General features: G+C 74.9%; 14 protein-coding genes. 8 read left to right on the forward strand and 6 right to left on the reverse strand.

The genetic code is table 11. The features are described from left to right. Positions 1-13 precede the first annotated feature (13 nt). The gene (gene dapD, locus CO540_RS24200; RefSeq protein WP_099163757.1) at positions 14-973 is read right to left on the reverse strand and encodes a 2,3,4,5-tetrahydropyridine-2,6-dicarboxylate N-succinyltransferase; all 960 of its coding nucleotides are present in this window, start codon (positions 971-973) and stop codon (positions 14-16) included. A 103-nt stretch (positions 974-1076) separates the two neighbouring features. Between dapD and dapE the strand changes: the two genes are divergently transcribed. Further along, complete coding sequence (dapE, locus tag CO540_RS24205) at positions 1077-2150, forward strand: succinyl-diaminopimelate desuccinylase (protein WP_099163758.1); 1074 nt, start codon at positions 1077-1079, stop codon at positions 2148-2150. A gap of 44 nt (positions 2151-2194) precedes the next feature. Here dapE and CO540_RS30455 read toward each other — a convergent pair whose 3' ends face one another. Continuing rightward, a complete protein-coding gene (locus CO540_RS30455) occupies positions 2195-2356 on the reverse strand; it encodes a hypothetical protein (RefSeq protein WP_172967923.1) in 162 nt (53 codons plus the stop codon). A gap of 156 nt (positions 2357-2512) precedes the next feature. On the opposite strand from CO540_RS30455, the gene CO540_RS24210 reads away from it, so the two are divergent. The 7 genes from CO540_RS24210 (at position 2513) to CO540_RS30460 (ending at position 13619) form a co-directional block, all read left to right on the forward strand. Beyond that, on the forward strand, positions 2513-3379 hold the full coding sequence (locus tag CO540_RS24210) for a TIGR00730 family Rossman fold protein (RefSeq protein ID WP_091570715.1): 867 nt from the start codon (positions 2513-2515) through the stop codon (positions 3377-3379). Position 3380: 1 nt separating this feature from the next. After that, on the forward strand, positions 3381-3926 hold the full coding sequence (locus CO540_RS24215; protein WP_091570718.1) for a TIGR00730 family Rossman fold protein: 546 nt from the start codon (positions 3381-3383) through the stop codon (positions 3924-3926). 378 nt (positions 3927-4304) lie between these two features. Continuing rightward, a complete protein-coding gene (locus tag CO540_RS24220) occupies positions 4305-7919 on the forward strand; it encodes an ATP-dependent DNA helicase (RefSeq protein ID WP_099163759.1) in 3615 nt (1204 codons plus the stop codon). Then, complete coding sequence (locus tag CO540_RS24225) at positions 7916-11350, forward strand: ATP-dependent helicase (RefSeq protein ID WP_099163760.1); 3435 nt, start codon at positions 7916-7918, stop codon at positions 11348-11350. Before CO540_RS24220 ends, CO540_RS24225 begins: the two co-directional genes overlap by 4 nt. A gap of 229 nt (positions 11351-11579) precedes the next feature. Next, a complete protein-coding gene (locus CO540_RS24230; RefSeq protein WP_013288421.1) occupies positions 11580-11783 on the forward strand; it encodes a cold-shock protein in 204 nt (67 codons plus the stop codon). A gap of 213 nt (positions 11784-11996) precedes the next feature. Next, positions 11997-13256: a DEAD/DEAH box helicase gene (locus tag CO540_RS24235; RefSeq protein WP_245666141.1), complete on the forward strand. Its 1260-nt coding sequence runs from the start codon at positions 11997-11999 to the stop codon at positions 13254-13256. A gap of 198 nt (positions 13257-13454) precedes the next feature. Beyond that, the gene (locus CO540_RS30460; RefSeq protein WP_172967924.1) at positions 13455-13619 is read left to right on the forward strand and encodes a hypothetical protein; all 165 of its coding nucleotides are present in this window, start codon (positions 13455-13457) and stop codon (positions 13617-13619) included. A 222-nt stretch (positions 13620-13841) separates the two neighbouring features. Here the strand turns inward: CO540_RS30460 and CO540_RS24240 are convergent, their stop codons facing one another. The 4 genes from CO540_RS24240 to CO540_RS24255 are packed head-to-tail and all read right to left on the reverse strand — an operon-like array spanning position 13842 to position 17028. Continuing rightward, positions 13842-14312: an Rrf2 family transcriptional regulator gene (locus CO540_RS24240; RefSeq protein WP_099163761.1), complete on the reverse strand. Its 471-nt coding sequence runs from the start codon at positions 14310-14312 to the stop codon at positions 13842-13844. 4 nt (positions 14313-14316) lie between these two features. Next, positions 14317-15201: an ABC transporter permease gene (locus tag CO540_RS24245; RefSeq protein ID WP_099163762.1), complete on the reverse strand. Its 885-nt coding sequence runs from the start codon at positions 15199-15201 to the stop codon at positions 14317-14319. Next, entirely contained in the window at positions 15191-15970 is a 780-nt protein-coding gene (locus CO540_RS24250; protein ID WP_099163763.1) for an ABC transporter ATP-binding protein, read from the reverse strand. The genes CO540_RS24245 and CO540_RS24250 overlap by 11 nt, the downstream gene beginning before the upstream one ends. Beyond that, on the reverse strand, positions 15967-17028 hold the full coding sequence (locus tag CO540_RS24255) for an ABC transporter substrate-binding protein (RefSeq protein ID WP_099163764.1): 1062 nt from the start codon (positions 17026-17028) through the stop codon (positions 15967-15969). Before CO540_RS24255 ends, CO540_RS24250 begins: the two co-directional genes overlap by 4 nt. Positions 17029-17119: the final 91 nt, after the last annotated feature.

Consider the following 17119-nt stretch of genomic DNA (forward strand, 5'->3'; position numbering starts at 1 on the left):
CGGACTCCGAACCTCAGTCGTTGGCGTGCAGGGCGGCGTTCAGTTCGATGCCCCGCCCGGTGCGCGGCTTCGCCTCCAGCGCACCGGTCACCGAGTTGCGCCAGAACAGCAGCCCGTCGACGCCGGACAGCTCGCGGGCCTTGACCACCCGGCCGTCCGGCAGCGTGACCTTGGAACCGGCGGTGACGTAGCAGCCCGCCTCCACCACGCAGTCGTCACCCAGCGAGATGCCGATGCCCGCGTTCGCGCCGACCAGGCTGCGCTCGCCGATGCGGACCTTGTCGGTGCCGCCGCCGGAGAGCGTGCCCATGATCGAGGCGCCCGCGCCGACGTCGGAGCCGTCGCCGACCACCACGCCCTGCACGATCCGGCCCTCGACCATCGAGGTGCCGAGCGTTCCCGCGTTGAAGTTGCAGAAGCCCTCGTGCATGACGGTGGTGCCGGAGGACAGGTACGCACCCAGCCGGACCCGGTCCGCGTCGGCGATCCGCACCCCGGCGGGCACCACGTAGTCGGTCATCCGCGGGAACTTGTCCACCCCGTGGACGGCCAGGTGGCGGCCGGCGGCGCGCTCGATCACGCGCAGCTCGTCCACCCGCTCCGGCGGGCACGGCCCCGCCGAGGTCCAGGCCACGTTGGCCAGCTTGCCGAAGATGCCGTCGAGGTTCAGCTCGTTGGGCCGCACCAGGCGGTGGGAGAGCAGGTGCAACCGCAGGTACGCGTCGGCGGCGTCCTTGATCGGGTCGTCCAGCGAGCCGATCACCGTGGTCACCTCGACCGTGCGCAGCCCGGGGAGCGCCCGCTCGCCGATCGCGCCCGGAGGCAGGTCGAGCACGTCGGCCTGGTCCTCCCCGGGCACCAGCGGAAGCTCGCCGAGGCCCAGCTTGCCGGTCGGGTACCAGGTGTCGAGCACCTGGTCGTCGGCGGTCACGGTGGCCAGGCCGATGCCCCACGCGGATGGTGCGGACGTCACGATGTCACCCTCTCGTCAAGGCGGCGGCGTCCGCCGCTGCTCGCGGCCGCGGGCGCGGAACGTGTGCCTCGCGCCCACCGAGGATGACGGTACCGTGCGAGACATGCAGAACCCGTTGACCCCCGAGGTCCTGGCCGATCCGGTGGCGCTCACCCGTGCCCTGGTCGACATCGAGTCGGTCTCCCTCAACGAGAAGGCGATCGCCGACTGCGTCGAGGAGGTGCTGCGGGGCGTACCGCACCTGACCACCTACCGGCACTCGAACACCGTGATGGCCCGCACCGACCTGGGCCGGGCCCAGCGCGTGGTGCTCGCCGGCCACCTGGACACCGTCCCGCTCAACGGCAACTTCCCGTCGACCATGCGCGGCGACCTCATGTACGGCTGCGGCACCTCCGACATGAAGTCCGGGGTGGCGTTCGCGCTGCACCTTGCGGTGACGCTGCCCGACCCGCGCTACGACGTCACCTACTTCTTCTACGAGGCCGAGGAGATCGAGTCGCGCTACAACGGCCTCACCCTGGTCGGGCAGACCCACCCCGAATGGTTGCAGGCCGACTTCGCGGTGCTGCTGGAGCCCACGTACGGCATCGTCGAGGCGGGCTGCCAGGGCACGATGCGGGCGATCGTCACCACGCACGGCGAGCGGGCCCACGCGGCCCGGTCCTGGCACGGGGTGAACGCCATCCACGGCGCCGGGGAGGTGCTGCGCCGGCTGACCGCGTACGAGGGGCGCCGGGTGACCATCGAGGGCTGCGACTACCGCGAGGGGCTCAACGCGGTGCGGATCACCGGTGGCGTGGCCGGCAACGTGATCCCCGACCACTGCGAGATCGAGATCAACTACCGGTACGCGCCGGACCGCGACCCGGCGGCGGCCGAGGCGCACCTGCGCGAGGTCTTCGTCGGCTTCGACCTGGCGGTCACCGACGCGGCGGCCGGCGCGGCGCCGGGGCTGGAGAGCCCGGCGGCGCAGGAGTTCCTGGCGGCGGTCGGCGCCGCGCCGATCGGCAAGCTGGGCTGGACGGACGTGGCCCGCTTCGCGGCCATGGGCATCCCGGCGCTGAACTTCGGCCCCGGCGACCCGAACCTGGCCCACCACAAGAACGAGCACGTCGAGCTGACCAAGATCCGGGACGGTGCGGCCACCCTGCACCGCTGGCTCGCCCCGGCCTGACGTACGCGATCCGGGGCCCGCGCGTCGGCGCGGGCCCCGGACCGTCAGACGGTCGTGGTCAGCGGCGCGTCCGCCTCGCCGGCGTCACCGGCGAGATCGGAGCGGTGGGCCTCCATCATCCGGGTGCGGCGGCGCTCGGCCACCACGTCCCGGATCCGTCGCTGCATCTGCCGGCGGATCCGGATCATCTCGCTGTTGCTGATCAACGCTGGCTCCTCCCCCGAAGGCGCGTCGCCCGGGCATACCGGGTATGTGAATAGTAAGACGTACGGGCGAGCGAATTAGTTGCCCTTGATCGCAAAGAATTTCTCGGGCTCGCCGGCCTCCGCGCCGCGCCGCCGGCGCTCCACTACGGTGGCCCCATGAGCGAGAGCAGCGGGAGGCCGGCTGAGCGGGGGCCGCGAGGGGAGCGGCACCGGGGAGCGGTCACGTTGCGCAACCGGGCGATCCCGACCAGCACCGCGGACCAGCGGCTGCTCGACTCCCGGGGGCGCAGCGACTGGAAGACCAAGGACGCCTGGCGGGCGCTGCGGATCCTGTCCGAGTTCGTCGAGGGGTTCGACACCCTCGCCGACCTGCCGCCCGCGGTCAGCGTCTTCGGCTCGGCGCGGAGCAAGCCGGACAGCCCGGAGTGCCGGCTGGCCGAGGAGCTGGGCGGTGCGCTGGCCCGGGCCGGCTACGCGGTGATCACCGGCGGCGGTCCGGGCGTGATGGAGGCCGCCAACCGGGGCGCCGGCGAGGCGGGCGGTCTCTCCGTCGGGCTCGGCATCGAGCTGCCGTTCGAGCAGGGCCTCAACGACTGGGTCGACCTGGCCATCGACTTCCGCTACTTCTTCGCCCGCAAGACCATGTTCGTCAAGTACGCCCAGGCGTTCGTGGTGCTGCCCGGCGGCTTCGGCACGATGGACGAGCTGTTCGAGGCGCTGACCCTGGTGCAGACCGGCAAGGTGACCCGGTTCCCGGTCGTGCTGATGGGCGCCGACTACTGGCGCGGCCTGCTCGACTGGCTGCGCGACAGCATGGCCGCCGAGGGCAAGATCGGCCCGAACGACCTGGACCTGATCTGCGTCACCGACGACGTCAACGAGGCGGTACGACACATCGTCGAGGCCGAGGCGGTGCTCTCGGCCGAGCAGGAGGCGGTCCGCGAGGAGGCCGTGGCCCGGGTGGCCGCCGACCAGCGTGCCGCCGCCGACGCCGCCCCCGAGGGTCCGGCGGGGCAGCCCTGACATGGCCAACGTCTGCGTGTTCTGCGCGTCCTCCCGTACCCTCGACGACCGCTGGCTGGCGCTGGCCACCGAGACCGGCGCGGAGCTGGCCCGGCGGGGCCACACGCTGGTCAGCGGCGGCGGCTGCGTCGGCATGATGGGCGCCGTGACGGACGGCGCGCGCGCCGCCGGCGGTCGCACGGTCGGCGTCATCCCGCAGTCCCTGGTCGACCTGGAGGTCGCCGACCTGGCCGCCGACGAGCTGCTGGTCACCGACGGGATGGCCAGCCGCAAGACGCTGATGGTCGACAAGTCGGACGCGTTCGTCACGTTGCCCGGCGGCCTGGGCACGCTCGACGAGCTGTTCGAGGTCTGGACCACCGCCACCCTCGCCCTGCACGCCAAGCCGATGGTGCTGGTCGACGCCGACGGGTTCTACCGGCCGCTGCTCGACTGGCTCGGTTCGCTGGCCGACCGCCACTTCCTCAAGCCGGCCGGCATGGACCTGCTGATGGTCGCGGACAGCGTGCCCGCCGCCCTCGACCTGATCGACGCCCGCCTCACCTAGCCGCCCTTCCCCGCGCCGCCCCGTTGACACCCATACCGTTCCACTCACCCGTAGCGAAGCGGGCCGGTGGAACGTCATGGGTGTCTGCGGCCCCGTTTGACACCCATACCGTTCCACTCACGGCGTGCGGGCGGGGCGGGTGGAACGTCATGGGTGTCTGCGGGCCCGCCGGCGGGGTCGGGATTCCGCTGCGGGCGGGCTTCGCACGGGGTTCGAGGGACTGTTCGGGGTGCGGGAGGCCGCGAGCGACCGGCGCTCGGGGCACGCCGGGCCCACTGCCGGCCCGTGTGCCAACCGTTCCCGATGCCCGGGTGAGCTGCGGCGCGTGGGGTGGCGTCGGTTTCCGGGTGTCGTACCGGCGTGGTGGGATGTCGGGTGATGCAGGCGTACCGGTTGGTGCGCCGGCCCGGCGACGCGGGGGCGGGGGTCACCCACGACGCCGGGGCGGGGCAGGGGGTGAGCCGGTCCGACGGGCCGGCCGTGACGCAGCCGCGATCCGGGGGGTCGACGGGCGATGCCGCGCACCCCTCGCACGCCCGGGCCGGGGCCGACGCCGAGGTGGGGTCGGCCGGAGGCGCTCGCCGGCGGGTGGATCCGGTGCAGGCCGAGGTCGTCGCGCACACCGACGGGCCGATGCTGGTCGTGGGCGGTCCCGGCACCGGTAAGACCGCCACCCTGGTCGAGGCGGTGGCCGCGCGGGTGGCCGAGGGCGTCGATCCGGAACGCGTCCTGGTGCTCACGTTCGGCCGGCGCGCCGCCACCGAGCTGCGCCACCGGATCGAGGCGCGGATCGCCGGCGACGGGCACCGGGTGCTGCGCGAGCCGCTGGTCCGGACCTTCCCGGCGTACGCCTTCGGGCTGCTCCGCCGGGCCGCCGCCGAGCGCGGCGAACCCTCGCCCCGGCTGCTCACCGGGCCGGAGCAGGATCTGATCATCCGGGAGCTGCTCGACGTGGTCGGCGAGGACCCGGACGACGACCCGGTCGGCTGGCCGGAGGACCTGCGCCCCGCGCTGCGGACCCGGGCGTTCGCCCAGCAGCTCCGCGACCTGCTGATGCGGGCCGCGGAGCGGGGCGTCGGCCCGGTCGAGCTGGCCCGGCTGGGCGAGAAGTTGGGCCGCGCCGACTGGCCGGCCGCCGCGCGCTTCCTGCGGGAGTACGTCGCCGTCCTCGCGCTGCGCGACGTGAGCAACCGGGGCTCGGTCGCGTACGACCCGGCGGAGCTGGTGCGGGCGGCCACCGGGATGCTGCTCGACGACCCGGAGCTGCTCGCCGCCGAACGCCGCCGGCTGGCCCACGTCTACGTGGACGAACTGGCCGACACCGACCCGGCCCAGCTCGACCTGCTCGCCGTGGTGGCCGGCGGCGGCGCACCCCTGGTCGCCTTCGCCGACCCCGACTCGTCCACGTACGCCTTCCGCGGCGCGGACCCGGCCGGGGTCACCACGTTCCCGCACCGCTTCCGGACCGCCTCCGGCGCACCGGCCGCCCAGGTCACGCTGACCACCTCCTACCGGGCGGGGCCGGAGCTGCTGGCGGCCACCGCCCGGCTGGCCCGCCGGCTGCGCGGCCCGGCGGCGCACCGGCGGCTGCGCCCGCTCCCGGACGCCCCGGCCGGCGCGGTCGAGGTACGCACGTTCCGCTCGGCCACCAGCGAGTCGGCCTGGCTGGCCCACGCGTTGCGCGAGGCGCACCTGCTCGACGGCGTGCCCTGGTCGCGGATGGCGGTGCTGGTCCGGTCGACCGGCCGGCAACTGCCGTCGTTGCGCCGGGCCCTGCACACCGCCGGCGTGCCCACCGTCGTGCACGGCGAGGACCTGCCGCTGCACCTTCAGCCGGCGGTGGCCCCGCTGCTGCTCCTGCTGCGGTGCGCGCTCGAACCCGACCGGCTGGACGAGGAGGCGGCGGTCGCGTTGCTGCACTCGCCGCTGGGCGGGGCCGACCCGCTGGCCGAGCGGCGGCTGCGCCAGGGATTGCGGGCGCTGGCGCTGGCCGGGGGCGACCGCCGTCCCTCGGGCGAGCTGCTGGTGGAGGCGCTGCGCGACCCGGCCGAGCTGGCCGCGATCGAGCGGCGCTGGGCGGCTCCCGCGCAGGCCGTGGCCCATCTGCTGGCGACCGCCCGGGAGGCCGCCGGCACCCCCGGCGCCACCGCCGAGGACGTGCTCTGGGCGGTGTGGCGGGAGAGCGGGCTGGCCGAGCGCTGGGCCGGGCAGATCACGCGGGGGCGGGCGGCCACGGGTGAGCACGAGACCGCCCAGCGCTGGCGGGCCGAGGCGGCCGACCGGGACCTGGACGCGGTGCTGGTGCTCTTCGACGCGGCGGCCCGGTTCACCGACCGCCTGCCCGGCGCGCGCACCGAGGTCTTCCTCGACCACGTGCTCGGGCAGGAGCTGCCGGCGGACACGCTGGCCGCCTCGGCCGACCGGGGCGAGGCGGTACGCCTGCTCACCGCGCACGCCGCGAAGGGCCTGGAGTGGGACCTGGTGGCCGTCGCCGGGGTGCAGGAGGGCGTCTGGCCGGACCTGCGGCTGCGCGGCAGCCTGCTCGGCTCGGAGCGTCTGGTCGACGTGCTCGCCGGCCGCGCCGACGGGGCCGGCCTGCGGGCCAGCCTGGTCGGGCAGACGTCGGCGTTGCTGGACGAGGAGCGGCGGCTGTTCCACGTCGCGGTCAGCCGGGCCCGGCGCCGGCTCCTGGTCACCGCGGTCGCCTCCGCGGCGGTCGGCGGCGACGACCACGAGGAGCAGCCCAGCCGGTTCCTGCACGAGCTGGCCGTGACCGACCCGCCCGCCACCGGCGCGGGCGGCACCACCCCGCCGAGCCCCGACGGCGACGGCCCGAACGGCGACGGCCCGCACGGCGAGCGACGTGACGCCGCGACGCCGAACGGTGGCGGCCCGGCGGGCGGAAGCGGCACCCGTGGCCCGGGACAGCAGCCGGACGGGCCGGTGCCGCACGGCGACGAGCAGCCGCAGGACGCGACGCCCGGCGTGCTCCCGGTGACGTTGCCGCCGCGCGGGCTCACCCTGTCCGCGTTGGTGGCGGAGCTGCGTACCGCGGTCACCGACCCGGCGGCGCCGATCACCCGGCGGCACGCGGCGGCGGGCGAGCTGGCCCGGTTGGCCGCCGCCGGGGTGCCCGGCGCGCACCCGGAGGACTGGTGGGGGCTGCGCGGGCTCTCCGACGACCGGCCGCTGGTCGACGAGGGCGAGCCGGTGCGGGTCACGCCGTCGGCCATGGAGAGCGCGTTGCGGTGCAGCCTGCGCTGGCTGCTGGAGCGGCACGGCGGCAGCGGGCCGGCCAGCGCCGCGCAGGGCGTCGGCAACCTGGTCCACGCCGCCGCGATGCTGGCCGAGGACGCCAGCGTCGACCGGGAGGCGCTGCTGGAGTACGTGGCCGCCCGGTTCGACGCGATCGAGCTGGCCGCCCGGTGGATGGCCGGGCCGGAACGGCAGCGCGCCGAGGCGATGGTCGACAAGTTGCTGCGCTGGTTGGCCGGCAACCCGCGCCGGCTGCTCGCCATCGAGCACGAGTTCGCGGTCCGCCTCGACGACCCGTCCCGCCCGGTCGAGCTGACCGGCCGGGTGGACCGGCTGGAGGTCGACGCCGAGGGGCGGCTCGTGGTGATCGACCTGAAGACCGGCAAGTCGACGGCGGTCACCGAGCGGGAGGTCGCCGAGCATCCGCAGCTCGGGGCCTACCAGGCGGCCGTGGAGGCGGGCGGGTTCGCGGAGTTCGGCGGGGAGTCCGGCGGAGCCGCGCTGGTGCAGCTCGGCACCGGCGCCCGGGACGCCAAGGAGCAGGCCCAGGCCGCCGCCGGCGAAGGCCCCGAGGCCGGTTGGGCGACCGCGTTGGTCCGCCGCACCGCCGACACGATGGCCGCCTCGACATTCGCCGCCGTGGCCAACTCGAAGTGCCGGGTCTGCCCGGTACGCACCAGCTGCCCGGTCTCCGGCCAGGGCCGCCAGGTGGTCGAGCCGCCCCCGGAGAGCTCATGACGATCCAGCCGGCGCTGTTCGGCGCCACCGCCACCCCGACGCCGCGCGCCGCCGACGCCGGGCCCCGCTACACACCTGTCGAGCTGGCCCGGCTGCTCCGGCTGCCGGCGCCCACCCGGGAGCAGGCGGCGATCATCGCGGCGCCGGTGGAACCGCTGCTGGTGGTCGCCGGCGCCGGTTCGGGCAAGACCGAGACGATGGCGGCCCGGGTGGTCTGGCTGGTCGCCAACTCCTACGTCCGCCCCGAGCACATCCTCGGGCTCACCTTCACCCGCAAGGCGGCCGGCGAGCTGGCGCACCGGGTGCGGACCCGGCTCGACCAGCTCGTCCGCCGGCTGGGCCGGCAGGGGCGGGACCCGCAGGACGACCCGCTCGCGGGCGAGCCGACCGTCTCCACCTACCACTCGTACGCCGGGCGGATCGTCACCGAGCACGGGCTGCGGGCCGGGTACGAGCCGACCACCCGGCTGCTCACCGAGGCGTCCCGCTGGCAGCTGGTCGACCTGCTGGTCCGCAACTACGACGGCGACATGTCCGAGGTGGACCGGATGCCGTCCACCATCACCGACGCGGTGCTCGCCCTCGCCGGCGAGCTGGACGAGCACCTGGTCGACCCGGACGAGCTGGCGGCCTGGACCGGCCGGTTCTTCGCCGAGGTGCAGTCGCGTCCCGGGCGGGTCTACGCCGACGTGCGCAAGGCGCTCCAGCTCCAGCAGACCCGGCTGAAGCTGCTGCCGCTGGTGCGCGCGTACGCCCGGCGCAAGGACGACTTCGAGGCGATGGACTTCGCCGACCAGCTGGCCCGGGCGGCCCGGGTGGCGCGCGACCACCCCGGCGTCGGCGTGATCGAGCGGGACCGGTTCCGGGTGGTGCTGCTCGACGAGTACCAGGACACCAGCCACGCCCAGGTGGTGCTGCTCAACGCGCTGTTCGGCGGCGGCCACCCGGTGACCGCGGTGGGCGACCCCTGCCAGTCCATCTACGGCTGGCGCGGGGCCAGCGCCGGCACGCTCGACCGGTTCCCGGGCGAGTTCGCCCGCGCCGACGGCACGCCCGCCGCCGTGCTCGGCCTCACCACGAGCTGGCGCAACCGGCCGGAGATCCTCGCGGTCGCCAACGCGCTCTCGGTGCCGTTGCGGGCCGCCGGCGCGCGGGTGCCGGAGCTGCACGCCGCGCTCAGCGTCCGCGACCCGATCCCGCACCGCACGCCGGGCGGGCAGGCCGCCGGCACCGTGCACTGCGCGCTCCTGGAGACGTACGCCGACGAGGCCGACTGGATCGCGGACAGCGTGCTGGCGGCCTGGCGGGGCGCGGCCGCAATGCCGGGCGCGCTGCCGGAGCACATCCCGGCCGACCGCCGGCCGACCACGGCGGTGCTGGTGCGGCTGCGCAGCCAGATCCCGGCGATCGAGGCGGCGCTGCGGGCCCGCGGGCTGCCGGTCGACGTGGTGGGCCTCGGCGGCCTGCTGGACACCCCGGAGGTACGGGACGTGGTCTGCACCCTGCGGGTGCTCGCCGACCCGACCGACGGGGCGGCGCTGCTGCGCCTGCTCACCGGCGCGCGCTGGCGGATCGGCCCGCGTGACCTGGTGGCCCTGCACCGGCGCGCCCGCGCGATCGCCCGGGGTCGCCGGGAGCTGACCGGCGACGACGGGCCGGAGATCACCGTGGACGCGCTGGACGAGGCGACGCTGGTCGAGGCGCTGGCCGACCTGGGGCCCGCGCAGGCGTACTCGGCGGAGGGCTTCGCCCGGCTGCGGTCGTACGGGATGGAGCTGGCGCTGCTGCGCTACCGGCTGGACCAGTCGCTGCCGGAGCTGATCGCGGACATCGAGCGCACGATCGGGCTGGACGTCGAGGTGGCGGTCCGGGCCGGCCGGGACGGCGCCGGCGACGCCGGCCTGGCCCGGGCCCACCTGGACGCGCTGGGCGACGTCGCGGCCCGGTTCAGCGGCGAGACGCCCGGTGCCACGCTCGCCGGTTTCCTCGCCTACCTGACCGCCGCCGAGGACGAGGAGCGCGGGCTGGCGCCGGGCGAGGTCGAGGTGGTGGCGGGCGCCGTGCAGGTGCTCACCGCGCACGCGGCGAAGGGCCTGGAGTGGGACGTGGTGGCGGTCGCCGGTCTGACCCGGGGCGTCTGGCCGGGGCCGGTCCGCAACTCCGACCACTGGCTGGGCGGCCTCGGCGTGCTGCCCTTCCCGCTGCGCGGCGACGCGGACGGGCTGCCCGAGCTGGGCCTGCCGGATGCGGCGGACCAGCGCGGCGTGGCCCGGGCGGTGACCGACTTCACCGACGCCTGGCGGGCGCACGACGAGCGGGAGGAGCGCCGGCTGGCGTACGTGGCGGTGACCCGGCCCCGTCGGCTGCTGCTCTGTTCCGGCTACTGGTGGGGTGAGGGGACGAAGCGGTTCCGTGGCCCGTCGGTGTTCCTCCGCGAGATCTACGACGTCGGCCTGGCCGGCGTCGACGGACACGTGGTCGACGCCTGGGCGCCGGAGCCGGCCGGGGACGCGGTCAACCCGACCACGGAGACGGTGCTGCGCGCCGAGTGGCCGGCCGACCCGCTCGGCGCCCGGCGGCCCGCGCTCACCGACGCGGCGGCGCTGGTCCGCCGTCACCTCGCCGATCCGGAGGCGGCCCGCCGCGAGGCGGCCCTGCTGGCCACGGTCGGTCCCGTCGCGACCCCGCTGGCCCCGCCCGACCCGGCGTCGCCCCCCGCCGACCCGGCGGGCGACGATCCGGAGGTGGCCCGCTGGCGGCGCGAGGCCGACCTGCTGCTCGCCGAGCGGGCCGAGCTGGCCCGCCGGGCCGAGGCGGTCGAGGTCGAGCTGCCCGGCCAGCTCTCGGTGACCCAGCTGGTGGCGTTGCGCCGCGACCCGGAGGCGCTGGCCCGTACGCTGCGCCGGCCGATGCCGAGCGAACCCAACCCGTACGCCCGGCGTGGCACCGCCTTCCACGCCTGGCTGGAGCAGCGCTTCGGCGCCGACCGCCTGCTCGACGTCGACGAGCTGCCCGGCGCGGCCGACGACGACGCCGCCCCGGACGAGGCGCTCGCCGAGCTGCAGGAGCGCTTCCTGGCCAGCGAGTGGGCCGACCGGGTGCCGCTGGAGGTGGAGGTGCCGTTCGCCACGGTGATCGCCGGTGTGGTGGTCCGGGGTCGGATGGACGCCGTCTTCGCCCGCCCGGGCGGGCGCTACGACGTGGTCGACTGGAAGACCGGCCGGCAGCCCGTCGGCCGGGAGGCGGACGCCGCGGCGGTACAGCTGGCGGTCTACCGGCTGGCCTGGGCCGAACTGGCCGGGGTGCCGGTCGACCGCGTCGGTGCCGCCTTCCACTACGTCCGGGACTCCGCCACGGTCCGCCCGACCGACCTGCTCGACGCCGCCGGTCTGACCGCGCTGGTCGCCGACGTCCCGGAATTTTCCCGGTGATCTCCCCACCGGCCGAGATCCGTGATACGTTGTCCGGGTTGCAGTTTTGGTTTCCAGAGACTCTGTGTGCGCCTGGCGGATTGTGGCCCCAGGCGCTCTTTGTTGTGTCCGGAGTTCTCCGGGCGGGGCGACCAGCAGCGACAGGCACGCCGTGCGACCATCGCGCGGTGGGCTCCTCTCCGGCCCGCAACACGTGCGGGCCGACCGTTCCGTCAAGGAGACGAAACACATGGCAATTGGCACCGTCAAGTGGTTCAACGCTGACAAGGGCTTCGGCTTCATCACCCCGGACGACGGCGGCGCCGACGTCTTCGCCCACTTCTCGGCGATCCAGACCTCCGGCTACCGGAGCCTGGACGAGAACCAGCGGGTCGAGTTCGAGGTGACCCAGGGCCAGAAGGGCCCGCAGGCGGAGAACATCCGTCCGCTCTGATCTTCGGATCAACCGGCACCACCACCGCGCCCCGTCGGGCGTGGTGCACGGGCCGGCCCGCCGCGCCGCCCTCCCGTTCGCGGGACGTGGCGCGCCGAGGCGGGCCGGCCCGTACCCTTTTCGGTTCGTGCTTGTGACCACCGGTGACGCCGGTGACGCGCCGGCTCCCGGCGCCCTTCCTCGACACGTGCCGCCTCGAGGAAGGCTTTCCGCATGACCGTGAGCACCACTGCGCCCACTTTCGCCGACACCGGCCTGGCCCCGGCGCTCGTCGCCGAGTTGACCCGGCAGGGCATCACCGCGCCGTTCCCGATCCAGTCGGCCACGCTGCCCGACTCGCTGGCCGGCCGGGACGTGCTCGGTCGCGGTCGCACCGGCTCCGGCAAGACGCTGGCGTTCGGGCTCCCGCTGCTGCACCGCACGGCCGGTCACCGGGCCCGCCCCGGCCGCCCGCTCGCCCTGGTCCTGGTACCCACCCGGGAACTGGCCCAGCAGGTGACCGCCGCGCTCACCCCGTACGCGGGCGCGCTCAAGCTGCGGTGCGCCACCGTGGTCGGCGGGCTGTCCCTGACCCGTCAGGCGGACGCGTTGCGCGCCGGCGCCGAGGTGCTGGTGGCGACGCCCGGCCGGCTGCACGACCTGATCGACCGGGGTGACGCCCGGCTGGACCAGGTGGCCGTCACCGTGCTGGACGAGGCCGACCAGATGGCCGACATGGGCTTCCTGCCGCAGGTGACGAAGCTGCTGGAGCAGGTCGCGCCGGGCGGGCAGCGGATGCTGTTCTCGGCCACCCTGGACCGGGGCGTGGACCGGCTGGTCCGGCGCTTCCTGACCGATCCGGTGACGCACTCGGTCGACCCGGGCACCGCCACGGTGACCGCGATGACCCACCACGTGCTGCACCTGGAGGCGGAGGACAAGCAGACCGCGCTGGCGCACATCGCCGCCCGCGAGGGCCGCACCATCGTGTTCATCGCCACCAAGCACCGCGCCGACCGGGTGGCCCGGCAGTTGCTCTCCAAGGGCGTACGCGCGGCGGCGCTGCACGGCGGCAAGTCGCAGCCGCAGCGCACCCGGATCCTGGAGCAGTTCCGCACCGGACTGGTCACCGCGCTGGTGGCCACCGACGTGGCCGCGCGGGGCATCCACGTGGACGGGCTGGACCTGGTGGTCAACGCCGACCCGCCGACCGAGGCGAAGGACTACCTGCACCGGGGCGGCCGGACCGCCCGCGCGGGGGAGTCGGGCACGGTGGTCACCCTGGTCCTGCCGGAGCAGCGTCGGGACGTCGCCCGACTGATGAGCACCGCCGGGATCAACCCGCAGACCACCCGGGTACGCGCCGGGGACGCGGAGCTGGGCCGGCTGACCGGGGCGCGGGAGCCCTCCGGCGTGCCGGTGACCATCACGCCGCCCGCCGCCGCGCACCCCGCCCCGGCGACCCGGCCCCGCCGCCGCCCGCGTCGCCGCTGACCGGCCGTTTTCCGGTGGTCCTTCCCGGCGTCGCCGACCGGTAGTTCGCCGGCGTCCCGGACCGGTCGCTCCGCGCTGCCCGCTGAGTCGGGGATCAGCGGATGTTCAGTCGGGTGGCCGACTGTCCGCTGCCGGCCGGGCGACGATGCTGAGTCCCGGGGCGGTCCGGGGGGACCAGCCGGATGCGGAGGGGCGGCCATGGCGGGTGACGCCGGCCCGGGCGGTGCCCGGGAGGTGCTGCTGGTGCTCGCGGTCGCGGGCGCCGGTCTGGCGCTTGCCGTGGTGGCCGCGTTCGGCCCGTGGCACCCGGCCGTGGACGGTCCCCAGGACCGTGGCGCGGCCCGCACGTTCAACCCTGGGTGATCCGCACTGTCGACCGGATCGAGGATGTCACGCAGTGTGACGTCCTCCGGCGACTGTCCGGTAGGAACGCATATACCGCTGAGGCATACATATGCCTCAGCGGTATATCGCCTCGGAGGGATGCCTTCGCCTGTGGGGCACTCACCACAGACGAGCGTCCCGACACGACCGCCGGGGGCGCGAGCAGCCGGGCGGGGCCCCGGCACCGGGCCCCGCCCGGCGTCAGGGCGCCGGCGCGCGGTCCGCCAGCAGGTCCGCGAGCGTGGTCCGGTCCACCACCAGCGCGATCGCCCCGTCCACCGCCAGCCACACGTCCCGCAGGCCGGTGGCCACGCCGTGGTAGCCGGTCCGGTCGGCCGGCATCCCCCGGACGCTGGTGAGCGCGCCCCCGACCGCGCGGAGCACGTCACCGACGCTGATCTCCGCCGGCGGCCTGGTCAGCGCGTAGCCGCCCTCGGTGCCGCGATGGCTGTGCAGCAGCCCGGCCCGCCGCAGGTCGAGCAGGATCCCCTGGAGGAAGCTGAGCGGGATGTCCTGGCTGTCGGCCAGACTGGCCGCCTTGACCAGCTCGCCGCCGCCGGCACCCCCGCCGCCGGCACCCCCGTCGCCGGCACCCCCGTCGCCGGTGGACCCGGCGGCGGCGACGGCGAGCATGGCCCGGAGCGCGTAGTCGGCGCGCGCGGAGATGTACACGGCGTCAGTTGCCGGCCTGGTCCAGCACACCCCAGCGGCGGCGGATCGCCTTGTCGGCCGCGCCGAACGCGGTGTCCACCAGCAGGCCCACCACCAGGATGACGATCATGATGGCCATCAGCCGGGGCGCCTCGCTCAGCTCACGGGCGTAGGTGAGCTGCGCGCCGATCGAGGTGCGGGTGGCGATGACGACCAGCAGCTCGCCGGCCATCAGGCTGCGCCAGGCGAACGCCCAACCCTGCTTGAGCCCGGCCACGATGGCGGGCAGCGCGGCCGGCGCGATCACGTACCGGTAGAGGTTGAGCCCCCGGGCGCCGAGGTTGCGACCGGCCCGGACCAGCAGCGGCGGCACGTAGTCCACGCCGTGGATGACGCCGTTGGCGACGGACGGCGCGGCGCCCAGCACCACGACGAAGAAGATCGCCTGCTCGCTGAGCTGGAACAGCAGGATGGCCAGCGGGAACCAGGCGATCGACGGCATGGTCTGCAACGCGGTGATCATCGAACCGAGCGCGGCGCGGAGCACCTTGACCCGGGCCACCCCGAGACCGAGCAGCAGGCCGACCGCGACCGCCGCGGCGAACCCGACCGCCGCACGCCGGGCGGTGGTGGCCAAGCCCTCCCAGAGCGCCGAGCTGAGCAGGTAGTCCCCGAGGTCGCCGAAGACCACCGCCGGGCCGGGCAGCGCCCACGGCTCCTTCCACCCGGACCAGACCACCGCCTGCCAGATCGCGACGGCCAGCGCGAGCGCGGCGAACTTCGGCCAGGTGGCCGACCACAGGCGGCGGACCCGGGACGGGCCCTTCTCCCGGCCGGCGATCTCCAGCGCGTCCAGACCGGAGATCTCCGCGTCGGTACGCGCCGAGGCGGCGAGGGTGTCACTGGCCATGGCGGCCCACCTCCTTGCGCAGCCGGTCGGTGACCTCGGCGGCGATGGCCGAGACCTCCGGCGAGTCGATCCGCCGGGGCCGTGGCACGTCGACCCGGGTGGAGTAGATGATCCGGCCGGGTCGGCTGGACAGCAGCACGATCCGGTCGGCGAGCCGGGCCGCCTCGCGCACGTTGTGCGTGACGAACAGGACGGTGAGCTTGCGCTCGCCCCAGATCCGCTCCAGCTCGTCGTGCAGGATGTCCCGGGTCATCGCGTCGAGAGCGCCGAACGGCTCGTCCATCAGCAGCACCGGGGTGTCCAGCGCGAGCGTGCGGGCCAGCGCGACCCGCTGCCGCATGCCGCCGGAGAGTTGGTGCGGACGCTTGCGGCCGAAGTCGGACAGGTGGACCGTACGCAGCAGCTCGGCCACCCGCGCCTTGCGCTGGTCGCGGGGGAGCCCGCGCAGCTTCAGCGGCACCTCGACGTTGCCCTCGACGGTCGACCACGGGAACAGCGCCGGCTCCTGGAACATCAGGCCCGGGTTGACGCCCTCGCCCAGCTCGATCGTGCCGCCGCTGATCCGGTCCAGGCCGGCGACCAGGTTGAGCAGCGTGCTCTTGCCGCAGCCGGACGCGCCGACCAGGCAGACGAACTCGCCGGGCGCCACGTCCAGCGACAGCCCGTCCAGCGCCAGGACGGCCTGCTCGCCCTGGCCGTACACCTTGGTCACGCCGCGCAGCGCGACCGAGCCGGTCGCGCCGCGCGGGGTCGTCGTGGTCGACGTCACGGCTGGGTGACCTCGGGCTTGCCCTGCGCCTTGAGCACCTCGTTGAGGTACGTCAGGTCGTAGAGGCCGTTCAGGTCGACCGGCTGGGTCAGCCCGACCGCGACGGCGTGGTCCAGGCCGGCCTTCAGCGAGGCCGCGATCGGGTCGTTGGTGAACTCCAGCGTCGGCCAGGCCTGCTTGATCAGCTTGACGTCCAGCGGCTTGCCGGTGATCTTGCCGATGTGCTCGGAGATCGCCTGCTGGGCCTCGTCCGGCTTGGTGTTGACGAACTCGTTCGCCGCGACCTGCCCCTCGACCAGCTTCTTCACCACGTCCGGGTGCGCCTTGAGGAACTTCGTGCTGACCAGCAGGTTCGTGATGACGAACTTCTTGTCCGGCCAGAGGTCGCGCTCGTCGACCAGCACCTTGCCGCCGGCGTTGACCAGGCGGGAGACGAACGGCTCCGGCACCCAGGCGCCGTCGATGGCGCCGCTGCCGAACGTCTCGACGGTCTGCGCGTTCTCCTGCGGGACGACCTTGACGTCGCCGCCGCCCTCCTTGGTGGTCTGCAGGCCCTTCTCCTTGAGCCAGTAGCGCAGCGCGACGTCCTGGGTGTTGCCGAGCTGCGGGGTGGCGATCTTCTTGCCGCGCAGCTGCTCCACCGAGGTGATGCCGGGCTTGACCACCAGCGCCACGCCGCCGGACGCGGCGCCGGAGACCACCCGGACCGCCTCGCCCTTGGACTTGGAGAAGGCGTTCACGGTCGGGTTCGGACCGATGTACGTGGCGTCGAGCGCGCCGGAGAAGACCGCCTCGATGGCCGCCGGGCCGGCGTTGAACGTCTTCGTCTCCAGCGTGACGTCGCCGCCCAGCTTCTCCTTGAAGATCCCCTTCTCCACGCCGACCACGGCGGGCGCGTGGGTGATGTTGGGGAAGTAGCCCAGGCGCAGCGTCACCGGGCCGGAGTCGCCCGCGGCGTCGCTGTCGTCGCCGCAGGCGGCGGTGGCGCCGAGCGTGGCCGCGCCGACCACGGCCAGGGTGGCCAGGGTGGCCAGGCGGCGCAGGGGGAGCCGTCTCATCACATGTCCAATCCGCAGTATTCCTATTTAGTTGGTAGGAAGAGTGGGGCAAGCGGCCGCCGCCGTCAAGACCGTCCCGCGACAGTCCACC

This window comes from Micromonospora sp. WMMA2032 (genome assembly GCF_002688545.1).
GTDB classification, from domain to species: domain Bacteria; phylum Actinomycetota; class Actinomycetes; order Mycobacteriales; family Micromonosporaceae; genus Micromonospora; species Micromonospora sediminicola.

Excerpts from the sequence above, each read along its gene's own strand:
- dapE (WP_099163758.1), top strand. The coding sequence starts at position 1,077 with ATGCAGAACCCGTTGACCCCCGAGGTCCTGGCCGATCCGGTGGCGCTC.
- CO540_RS24210 (WP_091570715.1), top strand. The coding sequence starts at position 2,513 with ATGAGCGAGAGCAGCGGGAGGCCGGCTGAGCGGGGGCCGCGAGGGGAG.
- CO540_RS24215 (WP_091570718.1), top strand. The coding sequence starts at position 3,381 with ATGGCCAACGTCTGCGTGTTCTGCGCGTCCTCCCGTACCCTCGACGAC.
- CO540_RS24220 (WP_099163759.1), top strand. The coding sequence starts at position 4,305 with ATGCAGGCGTACCGGTTGGTGCGCCGGCCCGGCGACGCGGGGGCGGGG.
- CO540_RS24225 (WP_099163760.1), top strand. The coding sequence starts at position 7,916 with ATGACGATCCAGCCGGCGCTGTTCGGCGCCACCGCCACCCCGACGCCG.
- CO540_RS24230 (WP_013288421.1), top strand. The coding sequence starts at position 11,580 with ATGGCAATTGGCACCGTCAAGTGGTTCAACGCTGACAAGGGCTTCGGC.
- CO540_RS24235 (WP_245666141.1), top strand. The coding sequence starts at position 11,997 with ATGACCGTGAGCACCACTGCGCCCACTTTCGCCGACACCGGCCTGGCC.
- CO540_RS30460 (WP_172967924.1), top strand. The coding sequence starts at position 13,455 with ATGGCGGGTGACGCCGGCCCGGGCGGTGCCCGGGAGGTGCTGCTGGTG.
- CO540_RS24245 (WP_099163762.1), bottom strand. The coding sequence starts at position 15,201 with ATGGCCAGTGACACCCTCGCCGCCTCGGCGCGTACCGACGCGGAGATC.
- CO540_RS24255 (WP_099163764.1), bottom strand. The coding sequence starts at position 17,028 with ATGAGACGGCTCCCCCTGCGCCGCCTGGCCACCCTGGCCACCCTGGCC.